Source organism: Shewanella sp. S1-58-MNA-CIBAN-0166 (genome assembly GCF_040310085.1).
Taxonomy (GTDB): Bacteria; Pseudomonadota; Gammaproteobacteria; order Enterobacterales; family Shewanellaceae; genus Shewanella.
Genome location: NZ_JBEOPN010000012.1, coordinates 47954 through 73000 on the forward strand (window position 1 = coordinate 47954; position 25047 = coordinate 73000).

The 25047-nt window shown below is 38.4% G+C and carries 23 protein-coding genes and 1 pseudogene; 17 read left to right on the top strand and 7 right to left on the bottom strand.

What is annotated here, in order from left to right; all coding sequences use genetic code 11:
* Positions 1–123: 123 nt before the first annotated feature.
* From AAEY99_RS09395 to AAEY99_RS09445, 11 genes are all read left to right on the top strand, one after another.
* Positions 124–864, top strand: coding sequence for an endonuclease (locus AAEY99_RS09395; RefSeq protein ID WP_351010260.1), 741 nt, complete (start codon positions 124–126; stop codon positions 862–864).
* A 321-nt stretch (positions 865–1185) separates the two neighbouring features.
* Positions 1186–1368, top strand: a complete 183-nt coding sequence (gene yhhA, locus AAEY99_RS09400) for a YhhA family cyclophane-containing RiPP (RefSeq protein WP_351010262.1) — start codon at positions 1186–1188, stop codon at positions 1366–1368.
* A gap of 9 nt (positions 1369–1377) precedes the next feature.
* Positions 1378–3537, top strand: coding sequence for a cyclophane-forming radical SAM/SPASM peptide maturase YhhB (yhhB, locus tag AAEY99_RS09405; protein WP_351010264.1), 2160 nt, complete (start codon positions 1378–1380; stop codon positions 3535–3537).
* Positions 3506–4522 (top strand): hypothetical protein, encoded by a 1017-nt coding sequence (locus tag AAEY99_RS09410; protein ID WP_351010265.1) that lies wholly within the window; start codon positions 3506–3508, stop codon positions 4520–4522. The genes yhhB and AAEY99_RS09410 overlap by 32 nt, the downstream gene beginning before the upstream one ends.
* Positions 4522–4995, top strand: coding sequence for a hypothetical protein (locus AAEY99_RS09415; RefSeq protein ID WP_351010267.1), 474 nt, complete (start codon positions 4522–4524; stop codon positions 4993–4995). Before AAEY99_RS09410 ends, AAEY99_RS09415 begins: the two co-directional genes overlap by 1 nt.
* 124 nt (positions 4996–5119) lie before the next feature.
* Positions 5120–5737, top strand: a complete 618-nt coding sequence (locus tag AAEY99_RS09420) for a hypothetical protein (protein ID WP_351010268.1) — start codon at positions 5120–5122, stop codon at positions 5735–5737.
* 273 nt (positions 5738–6010) lie between these two features.
* A complete protein-coding gene (locus tag AAEY99_RS09425; RefSeq protein ID WP_351010270.1) occupies positions 6011–7570 on the top strand; it encodes a hypothetical protein in 1560 nt (519 codons plus the stop codon).
* Between the two features lie 119 nt (positions 7571–7689).
* Positions 7690–8412 carry a hypothetical protein gene (locus tag AAEY99_RS09430; protein ID WP_351010271.1) on the top strand — a complete coding sequence of 241 codons (723 nt, stop codon included), beginning with the start codon at positions 7690–7692 and terminating at the stop codon, positions 8410–8412.
* 365 nt (positions 8413–8777) lie between these two features.
* Positions 8778–10115 carry an AAA family ATPase gene (locus AAEY99_RS09435; protein WP_351010273.1) on the top strand — a complete coding sequence of 446 codons (1338 nt, stop codon included), beginning with the start codon at positions 8778–8780 and terminating at the stop codon, positions 10113–10115.
* Entirely contained in the window at positions 10108–10728 is a 621-nt protein-coding gene (locus tag AAEY99_RS09440; protein WP_351010274.1) for a retron system putative HNH endonuclease, read from the top strand. The genes AAEY99_RS09435 and AAEY99_RS09440 overlap by 8 nt, the downstream gene beginning before the upstream one ends.
* A 225-nt stretch (positions 10729–10953) precedes the next feature.
* Entirely contained in the window at positions 10954–12039 is a 1086-nt protein-coding gene (locus AAEY99_RS09445) for a type II restriction enzyme NmeDI-related protein (RefSeq protein WP_351010276.1), read from the top strand.
* 134 nt (positions 12040–12173) lie between these two features.
* On the opposite strand, the gene AAEY99_RS09450 is transcribed toward AAEY99_RS09445, so the two are convergent.
* The gene (locus AAEY99_RS09450; RefSeq protein WP_351010278.1) at positions 12174–13295 is read right to left on the bottom strand and encodes a DNA cytosine methyltransferase; all 1122 of its coding nucleotides are present in this window, start codon (positions 13293–13295) and stop codon (positions 12174–12176) included.
* Positions 13296–13621: 326 nt separating this feature from the next.
* Here AAEY99_RS09450 and AAEY99_RS09455 point away from each other — a divergent pair, with 326 nt between their 5' ends.
* Positions 13622–13858, top strand: a complete 237-nt coding sequence (locus AAEY99_RS09455; RefSeq protein WP_351010280.1) for a helix-turn-helix domain-containing protein — start codon at positions 13622–13624, stop codon at positions 13856–13858.
* Positions 13859–13862: 4 nt separating this feature from the next.
* Here the strand turns inward: AAEY99_RS09455 and AAEY99_RS09460 are convergent, their stop codons facing one another.
* Both AAEY99_RS09460 and AAEY99_RS09465 read right to left on the bottom strand, forming a co-directional pair.
* Positions 13863–14078, bottom strand: a complete 216-nt coding sequence (locus AAEY99_RS09460; RefSeq protein WP_351010282.1) for a hypothetical protein — start codon at positions 14076–14078, stop codon at positions 13863–13865.
* 16 nt (positions 14079–14094) lie between these two features.
* Positions 14095–14427: a hypothetical protein gene (locus tag AAEY99_RS09465; protein ID WP_351010284.1), complete on the bottom strand. Its 333-nt coding sequence runs from the start codon at positions 14425–14427 to the stop codon at positions 14095–14097.
* A 255-nt stretch (positions 14428–14682) separates the two neighbouring features.
* Here AAEY99_RS09465 and AAEY99_RS09470 point away from each other — a divergent pair, with 255 nt between their 5' ends.
* The 4 genes from AAEY99_RS09470 to AAEY99_RS09485 all read left to right on the top strand — a co-directional run bounded on the left by AAEY99_RS09470 (position 14683) and on the right by AAEY99_RS09485 (position 17272).
* On the top strand, positions 14683–15216 hold the full coding sequence (locus tag AAEY99_RS09470; protein ID WP_351010286.1) for a hypothetical protein: 534 nt from the start codon (positions 14683–14685) through the stop codon (positions 15214–15216).
* Between the two features lie 152 nt (positions 15217–15368).
* Positions 15369–15980: an AHH domain-containing protein gene (locus AAEY99_RS09475; protein WP_351010287.1), complete on the top strand. Its 612-nt coding sequence runs from the start codon at positions 15369–15371 to the stop codon at positions 15978–15980.
* Positions 15981–15989: 9 nt separating this feature from the next.
* Positions 15990–16580 (top strand): hypothetical protein, encoded by a 591-nt coding sequence (locus AAEY99_RS09480; protein WP_351010289.1) that lies wholly within the window; start codon positions 15990–15992, stop codon positions 16578–16580.
* A gap of 296 nt (positions 16581–16876) precedes the next feature.
* Positions 16877–17272 carry a hypothetical protein gene (locus tag AAEY99_RS09485; protein ID WP_351010291.1) on the top strand — a complete coding sequence of 132 codons (396 nt, stop codon included), beginning with the start codon at positions 16877–16879 and terminating at the stop codon, positions 17270–17272.
* 182 nt (positions 17273–17454) lie between these two features.
* Here AAEY99_RS09485 and AAEY99_RS09490 read toward each other — a convergent pair whose 3' ends face one another.
* On the bottom strand, positions 17455–18738 hold the full coding sequence (locus tag AAEY99_RS09490) for a tyrosine-type recombinase/integrase (RefSeq protein ID WP_351010292.1): 1284 nt from the start codon (positions 18736–18738) through the stop codon (positions 17455–17457).
* Between the two features lie 319 nt (positions 18739–19057).
* A pseudogene (locus AAEY99_RS09495) lies at positions 19058–19108 on the bottom strand (hypothetical protein); the annotation flags it as partial.
* Positions 19109–19598: 490 nt separating this feature from the next.
* On the opposite strand from AAEY99_RS09495, the gene AAEY99_RS09500 reads away from it, so the two are divergent.
* A complete protein-coding gene (locus tag AAEY99_RS09500) occupies positions 19599–20297 on the top strand; it encodes a hypothetical protein (protein WP_101086223.1) in 699 nt (232 codons plus the stop codon).
* A gap of 101 nt (positions 20298–20398) precedes the next feature.
* Here AAEY99_RS09500 and AAEY99_RS09505 read toward each other — a convergent pair whose 3' ends face one another.
* Both AAEY99_RS09505 and asnC read right to left on the bottom strand, forming a co-directional pair.
* Positions 20399–24265, bottom strand: a complete 3867-nt coding sequence (locus tag AAEY99_RS09505) for a S8 family serine peptidase (protein ID WP_351010294.1) — start codon at positions 24263–24265, stop codon at positions 20399–20401.
* Between the two features lie 292 nt (positions 24266–24557).
* Entirely contained in the window at positions 24558–25019 is a 462-nt protein-coding gene (asnC, locus tag AAEY99_RS09510; protein WP_011636002.1) for a transcriptional regulator AsnC, read from the bottom strand.
* Positions 25020–25047 lie beyond the last annotated feature (28 nt).

The window sequence follows — 25047 nt, forward strand, 5'->3', positions numbered from 1 at the left end:
TTAGGCATAGTACGAATTTCGTAACTTGGAAATGTCCAGAAACGAGTTAAATTATCTGTCGGTTTGGTATAACTACTAAAAGTAAGGCATTATCTAGCTACTCTATTTGTAAGATATTTATTTATGACTATTTCTAAGATTATACTTCCTTTAACACTTCTGGTTTTTAGCTTTGCAGCCGTTGCAGAAGGCAATACATCTAATGACTCATTCAACAAAGCAAAGAAGATGCTTGAACGAGAGGTGTATCAAGATCACCACGTAACAATCTACTGTGGTGCTAAATTTGACGCTAAAAAGAACATCGAATCACCTGAAGGATTTGTTACTACTACTCATTTGAAAAGAGCTAAAAAAGTCGAATGGGAACATGTGGTTCCTGCCGAGAACTTTGGTCGTGCTTTTAGTGAATGGCGTGATGGTCATAACGAATGTGTAAATAGCAAAGGAAAGTCGTTTAAGGGAAGAAAATGTGCTGAGAAGATGAATACAGAGTATCGATATATGCAGGCCGATATGCACAATCTTTTCCCTGCAATCGGTGCTGTCAATGCGCTACGTAGTAATTACAACTTTACTATGCTGCCTGCTGCTAAGTCTGATTTTGGTAGTTGCGATATGCGAATTGATGATCGCAAGGCACAGCCTCCTATAGCAGCTCGTGGCACTATTGCTCGAACATACATGTACATGGAACAGACTTATCCTAAATACAAAATGAGTAAACAACAAAGTCAATTAATGCAAGTTTGGGACAAACAAGATCCTGTTACACGATGGGAGTGTAAACGTTCTAAACGTATTGAAAAGCTTCAAGGCAATGCAAATAAGATTGTAGATAGTCGCTGTGAATCTATTCAATAGTGAATTAACTGTTTAGTAGACAGATGTATTTCATCTTATTGCAGTGCTTATACTGACTCGACACAGATAGATGTGTTCTCGTTGTAAATTGATAAAAATGTGACTAAATATGCAGTAAATGCTGCATATTCTACGTTTTATGTCTTTCTCTCACGATTACATGCAGAACTAGCTAATAAAGCACTAAAACTCGCAAAATCTGCACTTTAATACATATTAAAGTGCACTTTTTCATATTCTCAAATTTAAACAATATCTCTTGTAGTTCTGCGGAGTTATCTGCAATAATCAATTTTCTTAAAACATATCAAGGAGTATGAGATGTCGTCTGCAGCACTAAAAATTGAAGAGTCGACCTTATTGGAGATTCGTAAAGGATTAGCTAAAGGACAGAGCACCAATCCAGCAATTCAGCGCCTGCGATTTCGCGTTATAACTGAATCGGATGCAAGCCAAATGATCACCAGCTACGACCGTATGCATCATCGCCACAATCGCTCTTGAGGTAATACATTGGACGTCGCTAAGTTTTCATCGTTTTTATTAAAAGTAGCTTCGCGGTGTAATTTGGATTGCGATTATTGCTATATTTATCACCATGCGGATCAGAGTTGGCGTTCTATGCCTAAGATCTTGTCCGAAGAGCACCTTGATGCGTTCGCTCACCGTCTTCAGGAGTATGTTTTACAAAGCGGTCTTACTCACTGTGCGGTAATTTTCCATGGTGGTGAGCCCTTACTGGCTGGGGCACAATACCTTGCTGACTTCGCCAATCAACTGCGTAACGCATGTAGTATCCCCGTCGATGTTAGTATCCAAACTAATGGACTACTGCTGACCGATCAAGTTTTAGAACTTTTTGAGAAAGCGAATATTGGTGTTTCGCTAAGCTTAGATGGGCCAAAGTCTGCCAACGATAAGCATCGTTTGACTTTGAAAGGGCGCTCTAGTTTTTCGAAGGCTGAGCAGGCATTACTACGGCTTCAAAAGTATCCATCAATCTTTGCTGGCGTCATTGCAGTCATAGATGTGTCGACCAGCGCAGAAGATCTTTTCGGGTATTTCGAAAAGTTCAATATTCCTCGACTGGATTTCTTGCTTCCAGATGCCCATTGGCTTTGTCCTCCTCCAAGACGGAACCAAGATCCTAGTATTTACGAAGAGTGGTTAGTAAACGCATTTGATGTATGGTTTAACCAATATCCACATATTCCCCTGAGAACGTTCGAAGCATTACTTGATACTTGTGTTGGATTGCCTTCTCGCACAGATGCTTTTGGCTTTGGAGATGTGAGTCTCTTGTCAATCGAAACAGACGGCAGCTACCATGATCTTGATGTCTTAAAAGTTACTCAGGACGGCGCGACGAAGCTCAAGGGCAATGTACACGATACTCCGATCGCCGAAGTGGCTCTTTCCTCTGCAATTGAGCAGCACCGTTGTTACTTGCGAAAAGAGGGGCTGGCTGAGGTCTGTCAAACATGTAGTATTGTCGATATTTGTGGTGGGGGGTCTTTGCCTCACCGTTTTGGCAAAAATGGCTTCGTCAACCCTACAGTGTACTGCAATGAAATGAAACGGCTTGTTACCCACATCAAAAGTCGGCTCGAGGAGCATTTGTCCTCAGAAATAATTGAAGAGGTGTTTGTTCCTTTACCAGAGAAGTTCTCGCTTGAGAGTTTCGAACTTGCTGAGACATCTAAACCTCACCTTGACTGGCTACGTGAAGGAGCCAAAATCGAATCAATTGATCATTTGAAAGCCGCCTTGCAGCTCTATGCTAGTGACGCGATTTCAAAGCAGTTCAGATGTATGGAACCAGATGATTTAGAGCGCGTAGCAATTAATCCAGGGGCCATTGCGTGGTCTAATGCAGTGCTGGCTCAGCATCGTGGACACTTGTTGGTCGCGGTTGATGGTCAGGAAATTACAGTATCGCCAGAATATTTAAATTTTCTGCTGTCAGTCGCTGCTGAAGGTAAAAGAATAGGTGTTTGGGATGTCGGTCGCAACGATTATTGGCTGCGAGCTCCATTTGGTAAAGCCATAGTTTTTGAAGGTGACGAGCTTTCGGGTGCTGGCCAGGAACTGGTCAAGCAAGCGATGGGAATTGTCAAAGAGTGGCGTCCTGCTCTTGCTGCCGAAATGCTTGAAACATGCTGCGCAGTCCAATTTATTCGGGATCCAATGGCGGATCCTCAAAAAATTGTTTCATTCAGCGATAACTCAGTCCCCGGGGCACTTTACGTGTCGATATCCCAAGCTGACGGGTTAATTGATCCTTATGATCTCGCCGATTCACTCATCCATGAACATCGTCATCAAAAGCTATATCTGCTGGAGCGTTACGCCCCAACGGTACTGAGCACATCTACACAAGTCGTTTCTCCATGGCGTGAAGACTTGCGACCACCGTCGGGATTGTTGCACGCAGTTTTCGTTTTCGTTGAGCTGAGGCGTTTTTGGATTTATGTTCGTGAACATGGGCCAGCAAACTTGCACTCTCGTGCTGTAAAACAGATTACAGATACAGACCTTCATCTCAAGAAAGCATTTGTTACCCTAGAGCAGTGCCCATTAACACAGGTGGGGCAGAATTTAGTTGATATATTTAAGTACGCAGCCAAGGAGGTGAATCCAAATGAGTTCCTTGATCTCCATTCCACTGTGTAGGTTGTCGAATGATGCGCAGCGCAGACATGCACAGCTCCGGGAATACTTCTGTGATAAGGATGCTGTTGCCACTCAAACTGGGAAGCAGTGGTTGCTTAAACTTGAATGGTCAAACGATCCTTATCGTTATGTTGATCCACGCTTAGCCGAAGGACTTGCATGGTGGGGAGATAATTTGCAATTCCAACGCATGGCAGTGGAGCGTAAGCGTAAAGGGCGTGTGCTACTGTCCTTAAATGATACATGGACTTTGGAGAGCTGGAGTGAGTGGCTGGCGCGACGCTCTGGAAGTGCTAACGTCGTAGTTCTTCATGTAGATGACCACAAAGACCTTGATGCACCGAGGATATTCCTAAGTCCTGAAGGGTGGATAGATCCTATAGAGGGGCGTGCTGTAGACCTTAGCGATCCTAATTCAGTGACCAGCGCAATCGAAAGCGGCGCATTTGGAATGGGAAGCTTTCTCACCCCCTTCCTTCACCACGTGCCATACGCTGATGTACGTCATCTTTGCCAAGGCCCTAAATGTACGGGCACCTTTGACTCGGCTATCAAGCTAGAAACGGCTTTTGACTCGTTGCTTGATTTGGATGCGATTAGGCCCACCGTTGAGCTGGAATTAACCTCACTTCTAAAGGGAGTCGCGCGCGGCCGATATCGTTATACAGATGATATGGATGCCTGGCTCGAAGGTCTTGATTGTCAGACGAGAATCAATGACACAACTTTTTTGCTTCATATCGACATGGATTATTTCTGCAATCGTTACGATGGAGACAGTGATGCAGTGGAACATCCACGTCCCCTTAATCTTTCGCTGCCTCAAGTATTAGCTCAGATAGATAAACTTACTGAAGCCCTGCGATGCCGCTCATTGCTAGAGTGTCTTGAAGACATAGTGATTGCCTTCTCACCAGGCTTTTTTCCAGCAGAGTACTGGGCCCCTAGTTGTGAGCGACTTCTAGAAGGTTTGGGAGAGTCTTAATGGCTCGGCCAGTGAACGGTACACGGTCTAGACGAGTTCGGCATGCAACACCCAAACCTTTAGCAGTAAAAGCAAAGTCAAAGCTAGGTCCAGTCAGCGCAGATGATGTTGAGTTTCTCCGTACCTCTGGTTCGCGACATAAAGGTGGCGGGCCCGGATGCGAAGCTTGGCTCGTAATGGTGAATGGTAAAAGAGCTGGTACCGCCTATATCAACTTGCTAGATGATCCTATTCGAGGACGTCATCCGTCATTTCATGTGTTCCTGAATCGTCCTAGCCAAGGTAGACAAATTGGGCGTGTCGTCTATAAAAGTTGCTGTTTACTCAGTCAATACGATGTTATCTATGCTCACATGCGAAAATCAAATACGGCTTCTCGCAAAGCCGCCGAACACGGGGGGTTTATCGATGTGACAGACCGAGGCGATGCACAACTTGTAATGGTTTGGTGCAGGAAAAATGATGTTAAATGATAAAAAGATTTTGAGCGATCCAATCTAGAACGATATTAATCGTAGAGTTTCGCTTCTAAGTAAGTACTTAAGTGAACTGACTTAACTCACAATAGTGATTCCTAAAACAGAGTATGAATACTATATGACTTCTATCAAGCTTGAGTTTGATGAAAAGAACGCTGATATATTGATATGGAATGGGAAAGTCGTAATGTCGCGGACTGAAGAGCCCTATTTCAAAGCTATTTTTTCCCGCCTTAAATACCTCAAGCCTAATAGCGTACTAGAGATTGGTTTCGGTTTGGGCATTTCCGCAGGCTTGATTCAAAAGTATATGGCACCACGGTTGCACGATATTTATGAAATTGAGAGATCCATTTATATTGATCTCGAGAGATTCGTTGGAGAGCATCCCTCGGTGCGTCCTCATCTAGGAGATTGGAAAAGGTGTTCGATCACTCAGCAATATGATTTTATTTTTTTTGACCCATTCCATTACTCAGTGGAAGGGGAGTTAGATGGAGATCTTAGTCATGAAGAATGGAGCACAGTACGCGCCGAAAATGCCGAGCGAATGAAAGCGCTGCTAAGTGAGAGAGGAGTTCTGTGCCACCCACATTTTGGTGACGGTGAGGTTCCAGACCTTCCTGGCTTCACTACTACAATTGTTGAAAGGCTAAAAGTCTCACCGATCCGTATGGCTGATGAGACATATTGCGAAGACGCTGCTGTGATTTTTCATCAGCCCATTACCGATTAGCAGTGTTGTATATTGCGTAAATTATATAGTTTCTATCTGGCAGGCCTATAGTTTGGAACCTAGTTTTTAGAGCCGAATTAATGTTTGGTTAATAGCGAGGAAGGTTAATTTCCTATGCAGAAATCTCCCCTGACGGTTAGCTGTATCAAACACAATGCCTTGCTAAGTATTTGTGTAAGATCATGTTTTTATTGGTTTAGCTATTTTGATACTTAGTACCATTTCGAAATTAATATAAGTTTGAGTCAAATTTATATTATGACGGAGAAGATAATGTTTAGTTTAAATAAGATGCCAACATTAGGTTACTTTAACAAAGTTGTTTGTGACTCAATAGGACTTTGGACAAGCCAAGATAAGGGTATTACTTTCAGTGTTCCAGCTAAGGAAAAGCAACGAAGAGAAGCTTTGAAAATAGCTTTCTCTGAGATTCAAAAGGAAGATGGAAGTTACGGCGGCCTTAATGAGCTTTTATCAGTAACCAGCCGTATTTCACCGAAGCAAAGAAATGAAATCAAGAAAAACAAAACTGTTCAAGCCTATGTTAACTATCTATCTAAAGAGGACTTTAGTTCATATCATGAACTAGTTGAACTGAGGGAGTATATTTACGTGGTGATTGATGCTCGCTTTTCTGAGCAAGAAGTAGCATCTTTTGCTAAGAGATACTATGAATTGTCAATTGATTACTATAGCGAATTTGTTCGAGAGTTCACGGTAAAGCCAGCTAAAGCTCTTGAGTCGTATCAATACTTTATTGAGAGTATTCTCAAACAAATGATTTATGTACTACGAATAAACTGTTTGGGTACTATCCAGCATGAACTTGGTAATTATTCCAAGGAAAGCTGGCCGTTAAGATCATTTGCTGATGCGGCTACCAATTTATGTAATGTTTCGTTGCATGAATTGAATCAGTTTCATGAAATACGTCTTAGTGGGAGGTTGAGCGATCTTGATATTTGGGAAACGGACTTTAAAGCTACTCCCGTTAATACAAAATCAAAGCAAGTTATCGATAGGTTAAGCAGAAATAACAGGATAAAGTGGGATAGCTTTTATTCTACAATGAAACCCTTAGTGAGCCTTTTACCTCCCGCTATTGATAAAGAGCACTTCACGTTATCTGCGTTTACAGCTTTCGTTACACACAATCTAAACAGCCATGTTAGCGTGCTGGATATTAGTCCTTGTAGTGAAATTGATGATTCATATCCTTCTTTAAATGCAGAGGACTGTATGCCAGTAACAGAGCGGATTGATGCTTTGATAAATAACTTTATTGTCCATGAGATTGATTCTTCAATGGAGCAATATAGAAACTATAAAAAAAATGTGATGGTAGCTAATTCCTTCTTTCTAAATAATGAATTGGATATTCCTGATACTATTACTTTCACATATGATATCGATCTTACTGATTTTCCCGTTGAGAAGTTCGAGGGATGTACGGAATGGATTAATGAGTGGATTTTTGCAAGACTAGCACTCAAATCAGATAATCCGGTGGGAGCACTCCATCATTTTAAAAATGCTCATGAGTTAGCTAAGTATAGTGCAGGCCCCCTGTATCTTCCTTTTTATTTACAAGTTTGTGCATTCTGTATAAGTCAGTTTAAAAAATTAAGTATTTCAAATGAAGAAGATGTATTTGATCGATTCTACGAGCCTCTTGGTAGTGAGGCCTCAAGCTATGCGAAATTGATGGGTTTTTCACCTAGAAGTATTAGAGACTCCAAAACGCTCATGCCGAGGTCTTCAGCACCGTTAAAAGAACAACTTATTATAAAGAAGATTGATACCTTAGTTGAAATAATTAAATCAAATCATTGATATTCTTGCGCCTCTAGATTGCTTTGGTTATCGAGTGACGGAATAAGTAACTCGATTATAAGTACAGAGTATATTTAATTTTATTAAAATAATCATAAGTTATTATAAGGAGTTAATAATTGGCCTTTGTAGATGAGAGCCTTGCAAAAGGATTAGTTAAACGTATTTTTAGAAGTTTATATAAAGCAGAACAGGTATATGCTATTAATGATATTAATGATATTAATACATCAAACAGAAAACAATGCAATAAATCAAGAAACAAATGTAAAACAAAAAATACAGCTGTTTTTATTGCTGAAAGATATGCAGAAACAAGTAAGTGGCAACTTATTTGGGGCGAGTGGACATTATTCAATGACAAAGCCTCCTTTAACCTTGGAACTGATCCTTTAGAAGATTATGATAAAATTGCATTCGATTTAACCTTTCAAGTACGTGGGGGATACAGTTATAAAACTTATTATATAGTACTCACCAAACATGCATTAATACGATTAATCATGAGATGCCAAGAGTCTATTGTAAATCCACATGAGTTATATAAATTTTTGAAGACAATCACTCAGAAATTAGTGTATTCATCTTTAGAATTGGCAAATAAAACGGCTAGGACTGGATTAGAATCAGAAGGTTATATTATTCTTAATGGTATCTACTTGCCAATGGCTTTTAGTATCGGGTTTAACAAAGCACATCAACGAGTTGGTGTATGTAGTATCAAAACTTTTATGCCTGAACATTATGACAGTGCTATACGAAGTTTGAAAAAGACAAAACCGCTTAAACCAAGTGAAAATTTTTTCGATTATCAAGAATTATTTGTGATTTTAGATGAGTAAGAGAATGTACTATAGCTCGCTTCGAATCTACACAGTACACTCAGAATGCTTAAATTAAGCGCTAGAAACGCGAAAAGTGCACTTTAATAACTATTAAAGTGCAAATTTATTCAAATCAGCAATGTGTAGTGTATTTCGTATAGCTTCTATCAAGCAGGCCAATTGTTGTAGACTACTACACTTTGTAGTGGCATAGTTATTTTGGCCACCTAAATAGAGGAGATTTTATTACCTCATAGATAACTTTAGGTGAAGCACTAAAAACGCGAAAAGTGCACTCTAATAACTATTTATGATTTTAATGTTGACCATAATTTCTTAGTGTAATTGAATTAGACGTATCTATTGATTTTTAGGAGAACAACTTGAGTTCGATAACGAGTATAGAATTTGAGGGAGAGGATATCCAACTATTACCTCCGGCTTTAAAAAATTATAAAGATAATAAGTTCACTCTTATTATTGGAGAAAACGCTACAGGTAAGAGTCGCATTTTAGGGCGAATCGTAAATAAAATTAATGAAGCAAATCAGTTGGTAAGTGAGCTTGGTGGGGAGTATAAACCTAAAGGGATTGAGCTTAATATTAATTTTCCTGCTAGCGTCATAGTCGTTACATCTGCTTATAACGATAAATTTCCATTTTCATTGAATGATGAAGAAAATAGTTATTATAGATATTGTGGAATAAGAGAAACATCTAATGCATCATGGATCTCGTCCGTATCAAGGAAAACTATTGAAAATATTTTTTCAATTTCTAATTTCAAAGGCAAATCGACGTTACTCATTGAAATTCTAGATGTTTTGGGGTTTAGCTCCGATCTTAGGTTGGTATTGAAATTCAAGAATTTCAGGAAGATAGTTGAAGGGGATATAGATGAGAATCATATAAGAGGAATTGTTGAAACCAACAATGAACGCCGATACAGAATGAAGTCAAGAACGCTTGATAATGTAACTGAATCAGATATAAAAGACTGTCTTAATGTATTGAAATCTATAAGGTATGATGAAAATGCACGAGTTGGCGAGCTTTCTATAGATCTTCTTAAAGATAATTCATTTATTGATAATGTTTACAATAACATTAATATTCTGAGACGAATTGGTATTGTAAAAAGCGTTGAACTTAAAGTTGATAATGATAAAAATAAAAAATCTCATTTATTCACTGATGCCAGTTCTGGTGAGGCGCAGCTATTATTTTCATTATCTAGTATTATTCGTTATGCTACAAATAATTCTATTATTATAATCGATGAGCCTGAAATAAGTTTACATCCAAACTGGCAAGTTAGATATTTCTCTATTCTTAAAGAAGCCTTAAGAAAGGTTAATGATTGTCATGTGATTGTAGCATCTCACTCGCATTTCCTTGTCTCTGATTTAGATCCTATAAACAGTCACTTAGTATCTTTAGTACGAGATAATGATGGCGTTTTATCAAAAGAGATCTCCAATTCAACGTACGGATGGAGCCCTGAAAGTGTTTTATATAACATTTTCAATGTTAGAACAACGAATAGTATTTACCTTGAGCGAGATTTAAGTTTAGCATTGAGTATGATTTCTTCAAATAACTGTGATATATCTAAACTAAAAGAGCTTAATAAGAAGTTTGTAAAGTTAACATTGGATAAAAAAGATCCATTGAATGAGCTAATTAAATCAATTGATGGGTATTTGAAAAATAATGACTAATTGGTATTTAAATCTAAATGAACTAACTAAATTATCTTTAGTGTCAGTAAAATATATTTCTAGTTTAAAACCTCATAATGATAAACAATGGAAACTTACTAACAAAAGTATGAAGCTATATAAAAAAGAGCTTCTTGAGTGTATGTTAACTAATCAAAATCATAGATGTGCTTATTGTGGTTTATCGCTGAGAATGAATTTGGTTGATAGAGAGCACTTTGCTTCTAAGGCTAAATATAAACGCTTTACATTTGAACCTTTGAATTTAATTGCATCTTGTGCATATTGCAATCGGATATTAAAACGTACAAAAGACATAATATTGTTACCAGCTAAAGCAGGATACCAAGATAATACATTTAAGATTCTTCATCCATATTTAGATGATATAGATCAATACTTTACTTTTGAAGATTATGCAGGTGATGGATATCCCATAGCGATTCGATTGATAAATGATCAAGATGTCAGAGCTGTAAATACAATCAAGATGTTCGAACTTGCGAGTGCTGAGTTAGCTATTAAAAGAGCTGGGTTCATTAAGGAGGAAGAAGTTAGGGAGAAAATGGAGAATGATCCTTTTATTGGTAAAATTCTTTCATATAAACTTTAATAATAGTTGTTATATTTGTATTTAATTTATGGGCAGTTATGTAATTTCTATGCATACAAGAGGTTCATTAATGTCCATATCCTATTTGATTTACCAGAAAAAGTTCCGGTCAAGCTTTGTTGTTTTGTAGTTTATATCCATTTTCGCTATATGAAATGCCTTTACAAAGTGATTTAACCGGAATATTATCAGAAAATGTTCCGGTCAAGTAGGTTGGGTGTAGATATGTATTCGCAATTATCGGCTACAAATTTAGCTAGTTTTATTGACTCACTAGATAAGAATACTATCTATGAGTATCCAAATTCAAAAACGCGTACTCGAATTCAAATTATTGATGTGTGTATGCCTGAAGGCCCAATCACAATTAAACGTTGTGATCCCAGTAAAGGCGAATCTTTTGACGATGCTAAACCTCAAACAATATCTTCAAAAATGTTATGGCGGTTAGCTAGTGCATTGAAACCCAATCATCCAGTGAATATAGATCGTGTATTTGGTGCTAGTTATAATACTCGATCAGCACTAGAAACTTTATTATTACATACAGAGTTTTTCTATTTATGTTATCCAGGCCGACTTGAAAAAATTGGACCTAACACTGAGGTAAAAGTAGGTCATAAACATATTATTTTCGATATGGAGAATCCTAAACGAAAAGGTATTATCATTGAGAAAAAAATTAATGACATGGTTGTTACTGAAATTGATCGCGAAGTCCGATTTGACTCGTTGTTATTAAATCATAAGTCGACTAAAAAAGTCGATATCGAACTAGATAGGCGTCATGCGCAAATCCAAGTTTTATTGATAAAAGCAGCGGCATCGATGGGACTAATTTCATGGGTTGCTAGTAATGATCATAGCATTATCTATAACGGTCAGAGATTGATTGAGATGGATGAAGTGATGAAGGATATGGACTCTACACCAGCTCTTCAAGGGTATTCAAAAGCCCCTGAGGCAGGAAGACTTATTGATTGTATTTGGTTTACTAAAGACGGGAAAAAGATACCTGCTATTTTAGAAATTGAGCATAGTACAGGTGTTACATCTGGTTTAACTAGAATGAAAAATTTCATGATAGAAGCTCCTGACTTGAAAGATATGACTTATATCATTGTCGCGCCAGATGAAATTAGGGAGCAAGTATTTAGGAAAGCTGCTCAACCTCAATTTAGTGAGATGAATATTAAATACCTTTCATACTCGGCAGTTGAAGACCTATATCTCTTATCCCAAAGAAAAATCCAGGGGATTGATAACATTAAGTTTTTTCATACTTTTTTAGAGGAAATTATCCCAGTTTAAGCCGAGTCTAAATGTTGACTCGTATCTTCGCTGAGACTTTTTCCGTTTATATAATAGGCTTGCTGCAATCACTTTCTCTACCATAGTTAATTAACTATGGTAGGTTTTTTACGTGCTGAGAATTATTTTAGTATTCAATTACATTGTTTTAGAAAGTCATTAACTGTTTTAGCCAATCCATTAGCTGCAAGATATGGAACTCCATTACCAATTGTCTTGAACATATTGCTAAGTGTCATGGTGGCTGGTAGGTAAAAATCAGCTGGCAAAGATTGAATTGCTAAAGCTTCTGCTGCACTAATCCTTCGCGCTTTATATGGATGAAGGTGAACTTCATTATTTCCATATGCAGCAGTTGGAGAATAGCGCCATCTGTGAAGTCGTTTGAATGACTTTTTGGAGTCATCACCTTCTTTAATTATTTTGAACTTATCAGATTTTGGCTGAAAGTGATGAGAGGCATTTGGATGGTTCAATACATCATTTTTATCAAACCAATATTGGATCGATAGCTTTTTCTGTTTAGCCGTAATGTAGTCAGAAAAATCAGTTATTTTATCTTCTACAAAAGGGTGCATAGCAGGCCATTTATCTTTACCCATCACTGAGCTTAAATCTACTTTAAGATGCTTGTCCCAATTAAAGATAGTACTTAATTCAGCACCATCAAATTTATCACTAATATGTTCACGTTTAATGCCGAATAGAAATATTCTATCTCGGTCTTGAGGGGCGCCATATTCTATACTATTGGTCAGTCTATCAGTGAGCTCATAGCCTGCATTCTGTAGCTTGGCTTTCATACTGTCATAGAATTCTCTGTGACGTTTTGTTCGCCATAAGCCTTTAACGTTTTCAAAGATAAAGTAGTCTGGTTCGTCTTTTACAATAAGATCAACATAAGTACGTGTTAATTTACCGTTATCGCCTTCACTTCCTTTATTTTTTCCTCCCACTGAGAAGTCAGGGCAAGGAGGTCCTCCGACGAAGCCTACTAATCGACCACTTGATTTTGCTTTTTCTACTTTTACGCTAAACTCAAGTCCTTCTTCTCCGTCTAGAAAGTCTTCGATACTATTCAAACTATAGCCATAAATGGGAGCTTTATGCTTCATATTAGCTCTAGTGAATTTATATGCATCTAAAAATGGTGGGTGGAACTCATTGACAAATGCCACCTCGAATCCGGCGTTTTCAAAACCGAGGTCCAGAAAGCCTGAACCAGAGAAAAAAGAAAATAGAATTGGTTTATTCATGAAGTATTGCAACCGAAATTAAAAATTAGTGGAGTGCCATAAGCTGTGCAGCCCATATGCTAACACTTTTATGGCTGTGCGTTTATACAAATGTTTCGATAGAAATGATTAGTGTGGCCATGCTTTGACGGTCTGAAAAGTGTCGTTTTGTTTTAGTCAATTTTGGAGTCATTTGTAACATAACCACCAATATGACTTGTGTGAAAATAGATAAAACTACCCTCGGTATGATGAATTTAATGTCCTTTATGTGACTTATAGTCCGTTGTTTTCTAGTAGTAGATCAGTGAATATCTTATTCAGTATTTAGTCTTGGATACATGCTAATGAAGCTCAAATATGCAACTGCTATGACTCTAAAAAAATTAAGAAATGAAACTGGAGTTAGCCAAGAGCAATTGGCTAGGAAATCAGGTATCGATCGAACCTACATTTCAGGTGTTGAACGTTCGGCTCGCAACATCACACTTGATTCATTGGAAGGGCTCATTAGTGGATTAGGTGTTACTTCTGAGGAGTTTGTCCGTAAATTACATATCGAATTGGTCAATGAGGAATCATAGTTGATTAGCGTGATTCGTTTTCTAAAACATTGATAGCATTATGGGCAGCATCAATAGCCATTTGAATATCAAACTCAAGGCCTGAGTCTAGGCATTCATCAATCTTGCTTATAGACCAGCTAAAACCTTCGTTGTGTTGGTCTGGATTGGGTTCAACATATATTTCATAACCTTTATATTCATCCTCAAAAGGTAGAGATGTGCTTGAGTCGTTATCCATGATGTTTTCCTTAAAGTTAGTGTGCGGAGGCTAATTTGTTTAAGTATGCCATCAGTTTCGAAGGGCTTTCTGTTGTAAACACGACTTCACTATCTTCACCAGTGTTAATTTCTGGTTTACTATCGGTGCCTTCGTTTATAGCTGTCATCACAAGATAACGTTCTTCTGATTGCTCGCGGTCATCAGGACTTTCATAGTCTACCCACAGGACAAGGTGCTGAATACCTACTTTAAAGAAAAAGCTAGGACTCATATCGTTGTGCCAGCTCTTGTCTGTTAGCCAAGGGTAGTCTGCCAAATTAAACCCTAAATTAAAGCTTTCACCAAACTCGCGTTTATATAGTGTCATTTTTAACTCCTTAACGTTATTACACATCTTATCATTGGTGTATAGAACACGAGAAGTGTTCAATTTTATTTGGATACAGTAGTAGGCCCATAGTTGATTTCTCATTTTGTATAGTGCTTCCAATTAAAATGAGTAAAGATCAAACTAAGGTTGCTAAGCAAATTTATTAGCTACATAATTTATATTACAGGTTATGGGATAAACCTAACGAAAGCTCAATTAACTGTTGTTTACTCGTTTCAGAAAGGGATATTCATGAAGTTTAAATATAAAATAGTTACAACTTTTTTTCTTTTTATGGTTCAAGGCTACACAGTAGCATCAGTTTACAAATGTGACGTTGACGGTGTTACAAGCTATTCACAAACACCTTGTGAAAATGATAATGAATCAATAGGGTTGTACCAACCAAGTCAACCTAGCATGACATTCAAATCTTTAGATAGCTCAGGACCAATCATTGAAGATAAAAAGAAGCCTGTTAATACAATGGACGCTGGAGATGCTATTTCCGTTAAACAGGGGCAGTGCAATCGTGATTCGTACAGTGGTGTAATCAAAAATTTTAGTTCGTATTCAACTTATACAGCGACCATTGAAGTTAAGTTTAAATACTATAAAAAAGGTATGGAAAAAAAAGATTGGGATAGCAAAAAGAAATCTTTTAAACTTAAGCCGCGACAATCTAGTAACTTTGTTATTAAGGGAAGGCCTGCACCGACATCATATAAAATTGAATGTGAAGTATCTCGTTCAGTTAAATTTATTGATAGCACTGTTACTAAGTAAAAAAGTGTATATAGATTTAGGGGTAGAACAATCGGCTATACCTAGTGTAATGGCCAAATTAGCTTGACCACAATCTTTATCCATATGAAACTTGAATGTAATCTTGCCATTTGTGATAATAAATTTCTAAAATCTAAAAGGAACTTAGATAAATGAACAATCAACAAAAAATATATGAAGTATCTATCACTGATATTCAGGATGATTTAACTCGAATAACAGGTGACCGTACCCTAGCAAAAGCTCATGCAGAATCTCTTAGTATTTATTATCGCGGTGAAATTATTGACTCGGTAAAGTATAAAGAAGGTATAATTCCACAATCAGACTTTCTTTTATCCCGTAGAGTGCGTTGGGAACATATGAAGATGCACTCTACTAAATTAGCCGAGAATATGTCTGCTGCTAATCGTGGAAAGAAGCCTGAAAATACTGCAGCTCATCATATTGTATCTTGGAGTGATATGCGTGCTGCTAGAGCCAGATTAAGATTAGCAGCTTTTGGTATAGATATAGATCATGAAGCGAATGGTGTTTACCTTCCTCGATTTCAAAAGCATGCCCCAATGGATTCAATGCCTGATGCGTACCCTCACTCGAAAATACACTCCGGTAAATACTATCTAAATATCGATTACCTACTTGAGGACACAATAGCCGATGGATTAGGCCATCGTGGAATTATTGAAACGTTACGTTATGTGGCGGAAGACCTCAAGAACGGTGTATTTCCAATTAATTCATCTTTAACTGCAGCTGGGTAATAATAACTAATGACTTCAAAGTTTAATAAGGTATTTAGCGTATATCTTGATCCTGATGAATTTATGCTTTTGAGTGAATCCGCATTTGAGCATGTTCTACAATTAACAGAAAATAGATTGCTTTCATTTGACGGTAAAACAAAAATGGATGAATTTTGGGGGTTACTAAATGTTGTTTGGCAAGTTGAACCTTCGAACAAGCAGAAACTTAAAGTACCAGACATAGCTGGATTAGGTGCCTCTACTTTTGTTGTATCTCCAATGTATTCGCATTTATTCCTTAATGATTTTGGAGAGAATATTGAGCTTCTAGAATGTAATAATGATGGTGAAAAATGGCTTGCATTTAATGTTTTAGGGTTTGATAACGCTTTGAATGAAGAGCTTAGTGAAAGAAATATGCGTAATGGCCGACCTGATAGGATTCGTAAGTTTAAGCGTATGGTATTTAACAAGAATGGCATAACTAACCCTAACCTATTTAGAGTACGCGAAACGGGTCTTTTTTATTACACTACAGATGCAGAAAATAGTTTATATTCAATAGTTAAAAAAAATAATATTTCAGGACTCTTTTTTAAAGAAGTAGAGTGCCATTAAAAATAAGATTTTTTGTTATATTTTTCGAGTCAGAAAGGCTGTCGCTACTGTAAAATTGTGGCCAATTACATTTAGGCTTTACTACACAGTAGAAGTGTTATGGCTTTACAGCAAGTAAAGGTCGCAATACTGCCAAAGCAATTTATGTATCAAATGGTCAGCATGATTACAGAGAAATTTTGTATTATCCCATTTTCAGACATATAGTTCTTACCATTCGATATAGCTTTTTCGAGATATAAAGCTTACTGATTATCAACTCATAAAAGTTGATAATGTAAAAAGAAGGAAATGGAATGTCACTACAAGATAAGCTAAATGATTTTTTTGATCATCAATACGGCTCACTTTATCGCAGTATTCACGACGAACTAGTGATAATTGGACTTAGGGCTAAAGACAATAACAAAACCGTACTCTATCATTATGGAACAAAAGCAAATGGTGGAAATAGTTTAGTTGCGTACAGGAAGGATCCTTCCTGTGTATTTTCTTTTCCTAAATCGTACTGGGATCCGCGGCATCAAGAGCTGAATCGAATCCTGTCAGTTTTCTCTCCAGAAGAGTTGAAAGTGCCATCAGGTTCGGCATCCGAACGATATTCGACACATCAAATATTACTACGAGAAGAAACTTTAGAGCGGATTGTTGGTATAATTCAGGCTCACATTGCTCCAAGAGTAAGACGCTAACTATGTGGCTTGTATCTTTTCTCTAACAAGTTGTTGTGGCAGGGCCTAGGATAACAAGACACTTTCTAACTTTATAAAATAACGATTTTCATATTCAGCTGTTACACTCGATTATTGTACAAGATTACGTAGGTACTTTACTGGGAGCTCTAAGGGTTTTCCTAGTTAGCTTTACTCAAAGATTAAATACAACCACGTTGCTTATAGGTGACTTGCCATTCTTTAAACAGTTCTGAAAGTCTCGCTTCATTTTGCTTACTACCAGATGTTTTTTTGTCTTTTATTTTGGGCTTTGTTTTGCCTAGGTCAACACCCGATAGCTCTTTACTGTACATCTTCGGGGTAACATGGCTGTAATGCTGCTCAATCATGGCAATGCTGGTTCCACACTGTTTAGCTAATACTTCCATGCTGACATCACCAGACATCAGTTGCCATGTAATATAAGTATGACGCAGCGAGTACAACGTTCTGACACCATGTGGTGACGACTTCAAACCAATTTCCGATATCGCTTTTTCAAACGCCTTACCGAGCTCGTTGCTCGAAGAGCCATCCGCTAGTCTAAATAGTTTATCTGAAGGTTTTCTATTAGGAAATCGTTCTCGTAATGCTTGAACGCTGGAGAATATTTCATCACGGCATACTACTTCCCGGATACCGGTATGTTTGACCGTTTTGCCTTTTCTCACCGTGATATAGAAGATAATGTTGTGTTCATTGGAGTCGATGTTGATATCGCCCCATGTAAGGCTTTCCATTTCCGTGCCGGGTCGAATACCCGTGTTAACTGCAAATTCCATGTAGTCGAGTAGCAGTTCACGAATTTGACGGGTTTTTTCCCTAATACTGTTTTGCTCAAGTGCTAATACCGCATCGAAGGCTCTTTCATATTCATCATGAGAGAAATGTGCTCGACGTTGAGAGCCTGCACCTTTGGTCGATAGGGAAGGGACTTGTGCTGCTAACATCCATTTATGATCTACAGCTTCTTTAAATACCAACTGCATGGCGGCATTGTGATTAAGTAGCGTTGATTTGGCTGGGACACGCTGGAATTGCTCAATACGCCATTTATCAAACTCACGCAGCTTTTCACTATCAATTGAGGTAATGTAAATACGGTCGAAAAAAGGGATATGGTACTTACGCAATACTTGAATATAAGTCTTATAGTTAAGTGCCCCAGTTTCATTATCCAGAGCCTCTTGCATGGTGCTAATTGCTTTTTCAGCTACATCGCGAAAGCGTTTTGTGCTGACCAGAATATTACGGTCAGCCATGAATTGGTATTCCATTTGAAGCCGATAGGCCATGCCGATGGCTTTCTCTTTTTCTTTCTGCTTAGTAGCTTTAGAATGCCATTTACCAGCTACTTTGATGCGGGCATACCAACGTTTGCTATTGTCTTGTAGGTAGACATATAATTCGTCGGAAATATCGTGTCGTTCGACCTGTTTGCTCATAGTCTTTATCTGATGTGGTTTTGCAAAGAATTTGCAAAGTATCTATTTTATACAGTAACTACATGAAAAATAAAAGCCTTTGTAAGCACTATATATTCAAAATCCCCTGCTTCGCGGCGTGTCGGTTCGAGTCCGACCTCAGGTACCATTATTTAGAGCCCTGTTCTTAATTGAACAGGGCTTTTTAATGCTTTAAATTCAAAGATAACAGATACAAATTAAGCTGCTTTGGATCAACAGCACTAAGTCTCATCTGTGAATCGGCAAGCCGTTAGATTTTTGTTTGTATCTGTATTGCCATTCCCCCAACAGAACGTATTCAAGTATCTTTGATAGACATTCTCGAATACATTTGATTAGTACAAATGACTTGATGATTAGCGGCTTTGAGGTTGAAATAGGCTTATCGTTCTTTACTGTTTCTTTAGCAAGGATATTTTGGCTGTGAGAGTTTTTATGCTGACTCAATACTATTCTTTACGCCACTTTTAACTGTTTAAAGTTCACTTGTCAGGGTGACTTCTCCTTTTCTGTCTTTAACTCAATTTGAACTATAATGATGAATCATTATAGGGTTTCTTCGCATTATCTCATTCCATTTCTGTTTAAGATAAAATGGCTTAAAAATGTGAGTTGATTCATTTATAAGCTAAATTAATATCATATAAACAAAGTTTAATATAATTGTTAATATATTTAATTTTTAATAAAGTATTATAAATCAAATCTTTATGTTTATTCGGTGGTCTATCGGTATGACATTTTTTGTTTTTGCTCTTATACAGTATTGCGATTGCACATGTTGGGTATTAGTTTGACCTGTCTTCGTCACTTTTTGACGCTTATAAGAAGGAGTTTCCATGCAAGCACAATTTAATGTTCAAATTGGTTCTTTTCGTAAAATCAATAAGATCCCGAATGCTTGGTCAAATGAAGACTACCTTCAGTTGATGGCTATTATGGGCTTAGATGATGGCCTAGAAGGAATGGAGGCTACTGAACTTAGAGAAATGTGCATGATGTCTCTAAATGATTTAGAGGCCAATGAAGCAGCTAAAATCATCTTGACGCATTTATTCAGTGAATTAACTGAAGGTAAAATTGATCAGTTAAGTAATGACATGATCGGTGACAGAATGTGGGAAGAATATTCTGATTGCTTGCTCCATGAAGGTTTTTTTAGCGCTTATGCCTTATTGAGAGAAGCATTTAATGGTGTTTTTGCCGAGCCTACCGGTGTTGAGTTTATGGTTAATGTCACTGCAACTGACGCTGCAGAGTTAACTATTTTTGATGCGTCATTACATGCCTCGATGGTACGTCTTCTCGCATCTGGGTTATCTCCTGATGCACTATTGCATCGATTATATGAAGACCAAATTACCGGGACACAATTTCCAGAAGCCTTAGGGATATTGTGGAAGCTAGAATTAGTATCAAATGAAGGTTTATCTCGTCAGTTTAAGATGGTGAGTTCAGACTTCTGGTTTGGACAATTGGCGAATGTAGAGCAGTTTGAAGCTTCTGCTCATGCTGATGAATCGGATGAAGATGAATAACTAAGGTTATCTAGTTTGATATTTTTACCCAATAAAAAAACCAGCTGATAACAGCTGGTTTTTTTTACATCATTTAGGCTATGCCAAATTAATGATTACTTTTATGAGTGCTTACGACGACGTAATGCAGCTAATGGTAGTAATAGTGCAGTTAACCAACCCATAGAACCACCAGAAGATTGCTCTACTTCCTCGGTAACATTAATGGTTGCTGTACCTGGTGCACTTGTCAGCTCACCGTCAGATGCAGTTACTGTGAAAGTGAAGGTGTCATCACCTACTGGAGCAGTAAACAGAATTGATGGACCACCGTTAGTAAAGCTAACACTCTTACCACCAGTTTGAACCCAATTATAAGTTAAAGCATCACCATCGATGTCTTTACCATTTGCTTTTGCTGTTACTACAAATCCACCAGCGCTATTCATTCCTGAAGGCGCAACCGTTGGAGCATCATTAACGTTATTAACAGTAATAACGACTTGTGTAGGCGTGCTCAAATTCCCTTCTTCATCAGTTGATGTATAAGAGAATGTATCCGTGCCAGTGAAGTCAGCTGTTGGTGTATAAGTAAATGCACCATCTGCTGCTAACGTCAGTTCGCCATTAGTCACTTTATCAACAAGAACAACAGTGTCTAATTTTCCAGCAGGAGACACATCGATTAAGCGTTGAGCCTTAGCCGTCATGCCATCACCCGTTACTTGAGTACGAGCTACTTTTTGGTCTGGCTTAGTATCATTATCTAATACATTACCTTCCATAGAAGTATCTTCATCAAGTGAAGGGGTGTCAGTTTGGCCGAAGCTAAACTCAGTAACCATTGCTTTATAGGCAAGTTCAACACTACCTGCAGTTGTTGATTTTACTTCAACCCAGTCATCATTAGTAACAGATGTGCCTGCACCGTTAAAGTAATGAGTTGTACCTATGCTACCACTGATGTTTTCAGCGCCAATCGTTACGTTAGCTGGCATACCAGGAATATCATAATAATTGAATGTGACTTCTTCAGTATCGCCAGTTTTTAACCACACGCTAAAGCTATACTGATCACCTGAAGGATCGCCCCAAAGTTGCGCATCATTCCATTCAACAACTAAGAATGAAGCTGTTCCAGTGCTCACGACACCAAGAGAGATTGCTCCACCACCAGTATCGCCAACTGTACCATCACTTAAATCAAAATCTGACCAGAATGGTGCAAGGATATTATTTGGATTTGAGCTATCAGGTAGTTCTTTATTAGCATAAGTGCCTGCAGTTGAACTATTACCAGGAATGACTATGCCGTTATCCGAAATAGTGATTGCTGTATAAGTTTGTCCATTGTACTTATAAGCTGGAACTGTAAATACAAATGTAGTTTCATCACAACCGTCTAAACAAGCAGGTGTTTGACTTAAGCCAAGAGCGGTAATATTAGGATATGCACCAGTGCCACTAGTCGTGACCATTTCAGGTAAATCCATTGAACCAACCCAAGTGACTACGCCAGTGTTTTCATCAACAGATAGACCATTTTGCGAGGCGCCGTTCAGGACCACAGATACATCATCTTTTGATGTAAGCTTAGTGCCTTTAGGAGTCGTAGCCGTCAGAGTTACCGTGTTTTCAAACATAGTGTTATTCACAACAGATTTTATTGTGAAAGGATCAGCAACAGAAATATCAGTATCAGTTGTAAAAGCTGATATTAATGATGAATCACTTGACTCTTTAGCGAGTACAGCCAGTGGAAGGTGAGCATTTTGCTTTCCTTCAGTGCTGCTAATCATGACATTACCGAAAATCCAATCACCATATTCACTAAATGTAGAATCCACAGTGACAGTGAAGGTTGCTGATGCACCCGCTTCAAGTTCAAGTGTTGATGGTGAAATCATTAGACCAGCAGTACCAGAACTTGCAGAAAGCGTCCAAGATGATTTTTCATCACTCTTGTTGTAAACCGTACGAGTAAAGGTACAGATACCAACACATGAGTCTGCAGCTATAGAAGGCTTATCAAATGTTAACACTGCTTTTGCTGCAGCATCTAAATCCATACGACCCGCACCCATAGCAAAAGGCGTTGCTGGTGTTGATGAGTCGTCATCTAGAATGCCATCTATTGTAGATGTAGATGTTAGTGCAGTTTTAATATCAGTTGCTGACCATGTAGGATGTAGCTGACTTAAAAGCGCTGCAGCACCTGCAACATGTGGACTAGCCATACTAGTACCAGAAATCATACTAAAGTCTTCTCCACCGTCATCTGGTGAGAAAGCCGATAAGATGTTTGTTCCTGGGGCTGCGAGATCAGGCTTAAGGATGTTCTCATTACCATTTGGACCACGAGAGCTAGATTCATTGATAGAATCTGCAAGACCACTTGCCATGATACGTTTAATGTCAGCGCCAATAGTACCTTGAGTCGCTGTATCACCCATTGAATCTAAAATTGCCATGCCGTCATCTTGGGCAATCATAACTGAAGGGAAGGTAATACCCGGCACTGACATAGTGATTGGTGCACCAACACGGTTGTTATAAACAACAACGGCAGTTGCGCCGGCAGCTTCAGCGTTGGTCACTTTGTCGCTAAAGTTACAAGAACCACGTGAAATTAATGCGATCCCATCTTTAAATGAATCAGCAGCAAATGCATCACAACCTTCAAAGTTTTCGGCATCAATATTGAGTGCTGAAATAACAGTTCCTGTGATGTCCATATCAATTTCAGTATCTGAACCTGGAATTGCTAACAAATCATCACCACCAGTATTGAAGCTGTTAGCGAAGTAACGACCAGTCGTGCTGTTAGCCACAGTGATACCAGACTCGATACAACCAGGACAGCCAACTGTTTTTGCTGCATTACCATCATTACCCGCAGCACTTACTACAACAATACCAGCAGCTTCGGCAGCTTCAAACATCGTTTTGTATGGGCTACTTGAAGGATCTGAGCCAGCGCCACCACCCCATGAGTTGTTAATGACATCGGCACCGTCATTAACGGCATGCTCTAATGCTTCCATGAGCATGATGTTCGAACCACTACCACCAGTACAGTCAGCTTTAGAATAAAGTGCTTTATAAGCCATTAAATATGCTGCTGGAGCAACACCTGATAATGTAACGTCAACACCTTGGAATGTTGTTTCTACCTTGTTGCCAACAGCAGTACCGGCAACGTGAGTACCATGGCCACCAAATCCTAATGGGCTCATGTATTCATCGGGACAGACTTGGAATGTAGGTTGTGACCAACGTGCAACAATCAGTTTATCGTTACAGAATGAGCTATCCACCGTTGAACAGTAGTCATCTGTTGGCATCATCCCTGTTGGCGCTTCAAAACCTTCGCCTGAGAACATTGGGTTTTCAGGACGAATACCACCATCAATAATGGCAACACGGATACCTTTACCAGCGTTTTCCATGCCATCTACTGCATTCCACATAGCTTCACTGTTGATTATTTCATGTGAAGCATCCATGTTTGTTTCGTACATAGCTTCAGGATATACAGAGATAACCCCTGGAATAGCCATTATTTGTTCAACAGTTAACCCTTGGCCAACAATAGTGACACCGTTAAATAATGTTGTAAATTGACGCTCAACTTTAGCATTTGAAGCAACCTTTGAAAGGGCCTTTGTAAATGCAGCTTGCTCGGCTTGCAGATGAGACACATAGCTTTTAACTGGAGCTGATTGAATGTCTAATTTGCTATTTTTATCTTTAATCGCGGTAGAAGCATAAGTTGAAATACCACCTTGATATTTTGCAATAGCAGGTGATTCTAGTTCAATAATATAACGCTGAGGAGCTTTGACATCGTTAATTTTAACCGCAGGTTTTTTGTTATGGTCAGTAGAAAGCAGTTCAATGCCTGCATGGTTAGAGCTATATTGAGTATTTGCATAAGTAGCACTTGATATTAGTGCTGCCGAAATGGCTAGGGCTAATTTTGTCTTCACAACTTCTTCCTTGTTTTTAGACACCACTCAATTTGAGGGGGATATCGCTGTAACACGATGTATATTAAGTGATGGTGTTTATAATATTTTCAGTTTTTTGCTGCACTCTATGGCACATCAGTAGCATTTGTAGCACAAAGGTTTAACAAAAGTAACACTGTAACTTAAAAAAACGGCAATCAATTGTTAATAAGTATGTGCAGGTTTGTGATTGAAGTTGTGTTATTTACGAGTGGGAGTTGACAATTTTGGAGTTGATGCAGGGCTTGAGGGCTACTTAGCCCTCCATGGCCTAGGGCTTTACCGATCTTACGATGGGATTTTGTAGGCTGATAAGTGTTTCAGTAGACTGGATTTCATCAATAGATTGAATACGGTTTATTAGCACATGCTGCAATCCATCGATAGATTGGCACATTACCTTTACAAATACCGAGTAATTGCCGGTGGTGTAATAGGCTTCTACCACTTCTTCTAGTTCATTTAGCTTGGCAATCGCAGCCGGATAATCACCAGCACTCTTTAAATTGATACCGATAAAGCAGCAAACATCATAACCGAGCGCTTTGGGATTTACGGTAATTTGCGCACCAGTAATAATGCCAGCTTGTTTCATTTTTTCAACGCGAACATGGATCGTCCCAGCACTGACGTTAAAACGTTTCGCCAGTTCCGCAAAAGGTGTTCTGGCGTCTTGCATAAGTGCGGTAAGTATATGATTGTCTAATTCATCACGTTGAAATGAGCTATCCACGGTATAAAGCCTAATAAACCATTAATTG

Excerpts from the sequence above, each read along its gene's own strand:
- AAEY99_RS09395 (WP_351010260.1), top strand. The coding sequence starts at position 124 with ATGACTATTTCTAAGATTATACTTCCTTTAACACTTCTGGTTTTTAGC.
- yhhA (WP_351010262.1), top strand. The coding sequence starts at position 1,186 with ATGTCGTCTGCAGCACTAAAAATTGAAGAGTCGACCTTATTGGAGATT.
- AAEY99_RS09410 (WP_351010265.1), top strand. The coding sequence starts at position 3,506 with ATGAGTTCCTTGATCTCCATTCCACTGTGTAGGTTGTCGAATGATGCG.
- AAEY99_RS09415 (WP_351010267.1), top strand. The coding sequence starts at position 4,522 with ATGGCTCGGCCAGTGAACGGTACACGGTCTAGACGAGTTCGGCATGCA.
- AAEY99_RS09420 (WP_351010268.1), top strand. The coding sequence starts at position 5,120 with ATGACTTCTATCAAGCTTGAGTTTGATGAAAAGAACGCTGATATATTG.
- AAEY99_RS09425 (WP_351010270.1), top strand. The coding sequence starts at position 6,011 with ATGTTTAGTTTAAATAAGATGCCAACATTAGGTTACTTTAACAAAGTT.
- AAEY99_RS09440 (WP_351010274.1), top strand. The coding sequence starts at position 10,108 with ATGACTAATTGGTATTTAAATCTAAATGAACTAACTAAATTATCTTTA.
- AAEY99_RS09445 (WP_351010276.1), top strand. The coding sequence starts at position 10,954 with ATGTATTCGCAATTATCGGCTACAAATTTAGCTAGTTTTATTGACTCA.
- AAEY99_RS09450 (WP_351010278.1), bottom strand. The coding sequence starts at position 13,295 with ATGAATAAACCAATTCTATTTTCTTTTTTCTCTGGTTCAGGCTTTCTG.
- AAEY99_RS09455 (WP_351010280.1), top strand. The coding sequence starts at position 13,622 with ATGAAGCTCAAATATGCAACTGCTATGACTCTAAAAAAATTAAGAAAT.
- AAEY99_RS09460 (WP_351010282.1), bottom strand. The coding sequence starts at position 14,078 with ATGGATAACGACTCAAGCACATCTCTACCTTTTGAGGATGAATATAAA.
- AAEY99_RS09465 (WP_351010284.1), bottom strand. The coding sequence starts at position 14,427 with ATGACACTATATAAACGCGAGTTTGGTGAAAGCTTTAATTTAGGGTTT.
- AAEY99_RS09470 (WP_351010286.1), top strand. The coding sequence starts at position 14,683 with ATGAAGTTTAAATATAAAATAGTTACAACTTTTTTTCTTTTTATGGTT.
- AAEY99_RS09475 (WP_351010287.1), top strand. The coding sequence starts at position 15,369 with ATGAACAATCAACAAAAAATATATGAAGTATCTATCACTGATATTCAG.
- AAEY99_RS09480 (WP_351010289.1), top strand. The coding sequence starts at position 15,990 with ATGACTTCAAAGTTTAATAAGGTATTTAGCGTATATCTTGATCCTGAT.
- AAEY99_RS09485 (WP_351010291.1), top strand. The coding sequence starts at position 16,877 with ATGTCACTACAAGATAAGCTAAATGATTTTTTTGATCATCAATACGGC.
- AAEY99_RS09490 (WP_351010292.1), bottom strand. The coding sequence starts at position 18,738 with ATGAGCAAACAGGTCGAACGACACGATATTTCCGACGAATTATATGTC.
- AAEY99_RS09500 (WP_101086223.1), top strand. The coding sequence starts at position 19,599 with ATGCAAGCACAATTTAATGTTCAAATTGGTTCTTTTCGTAAAATCAAT.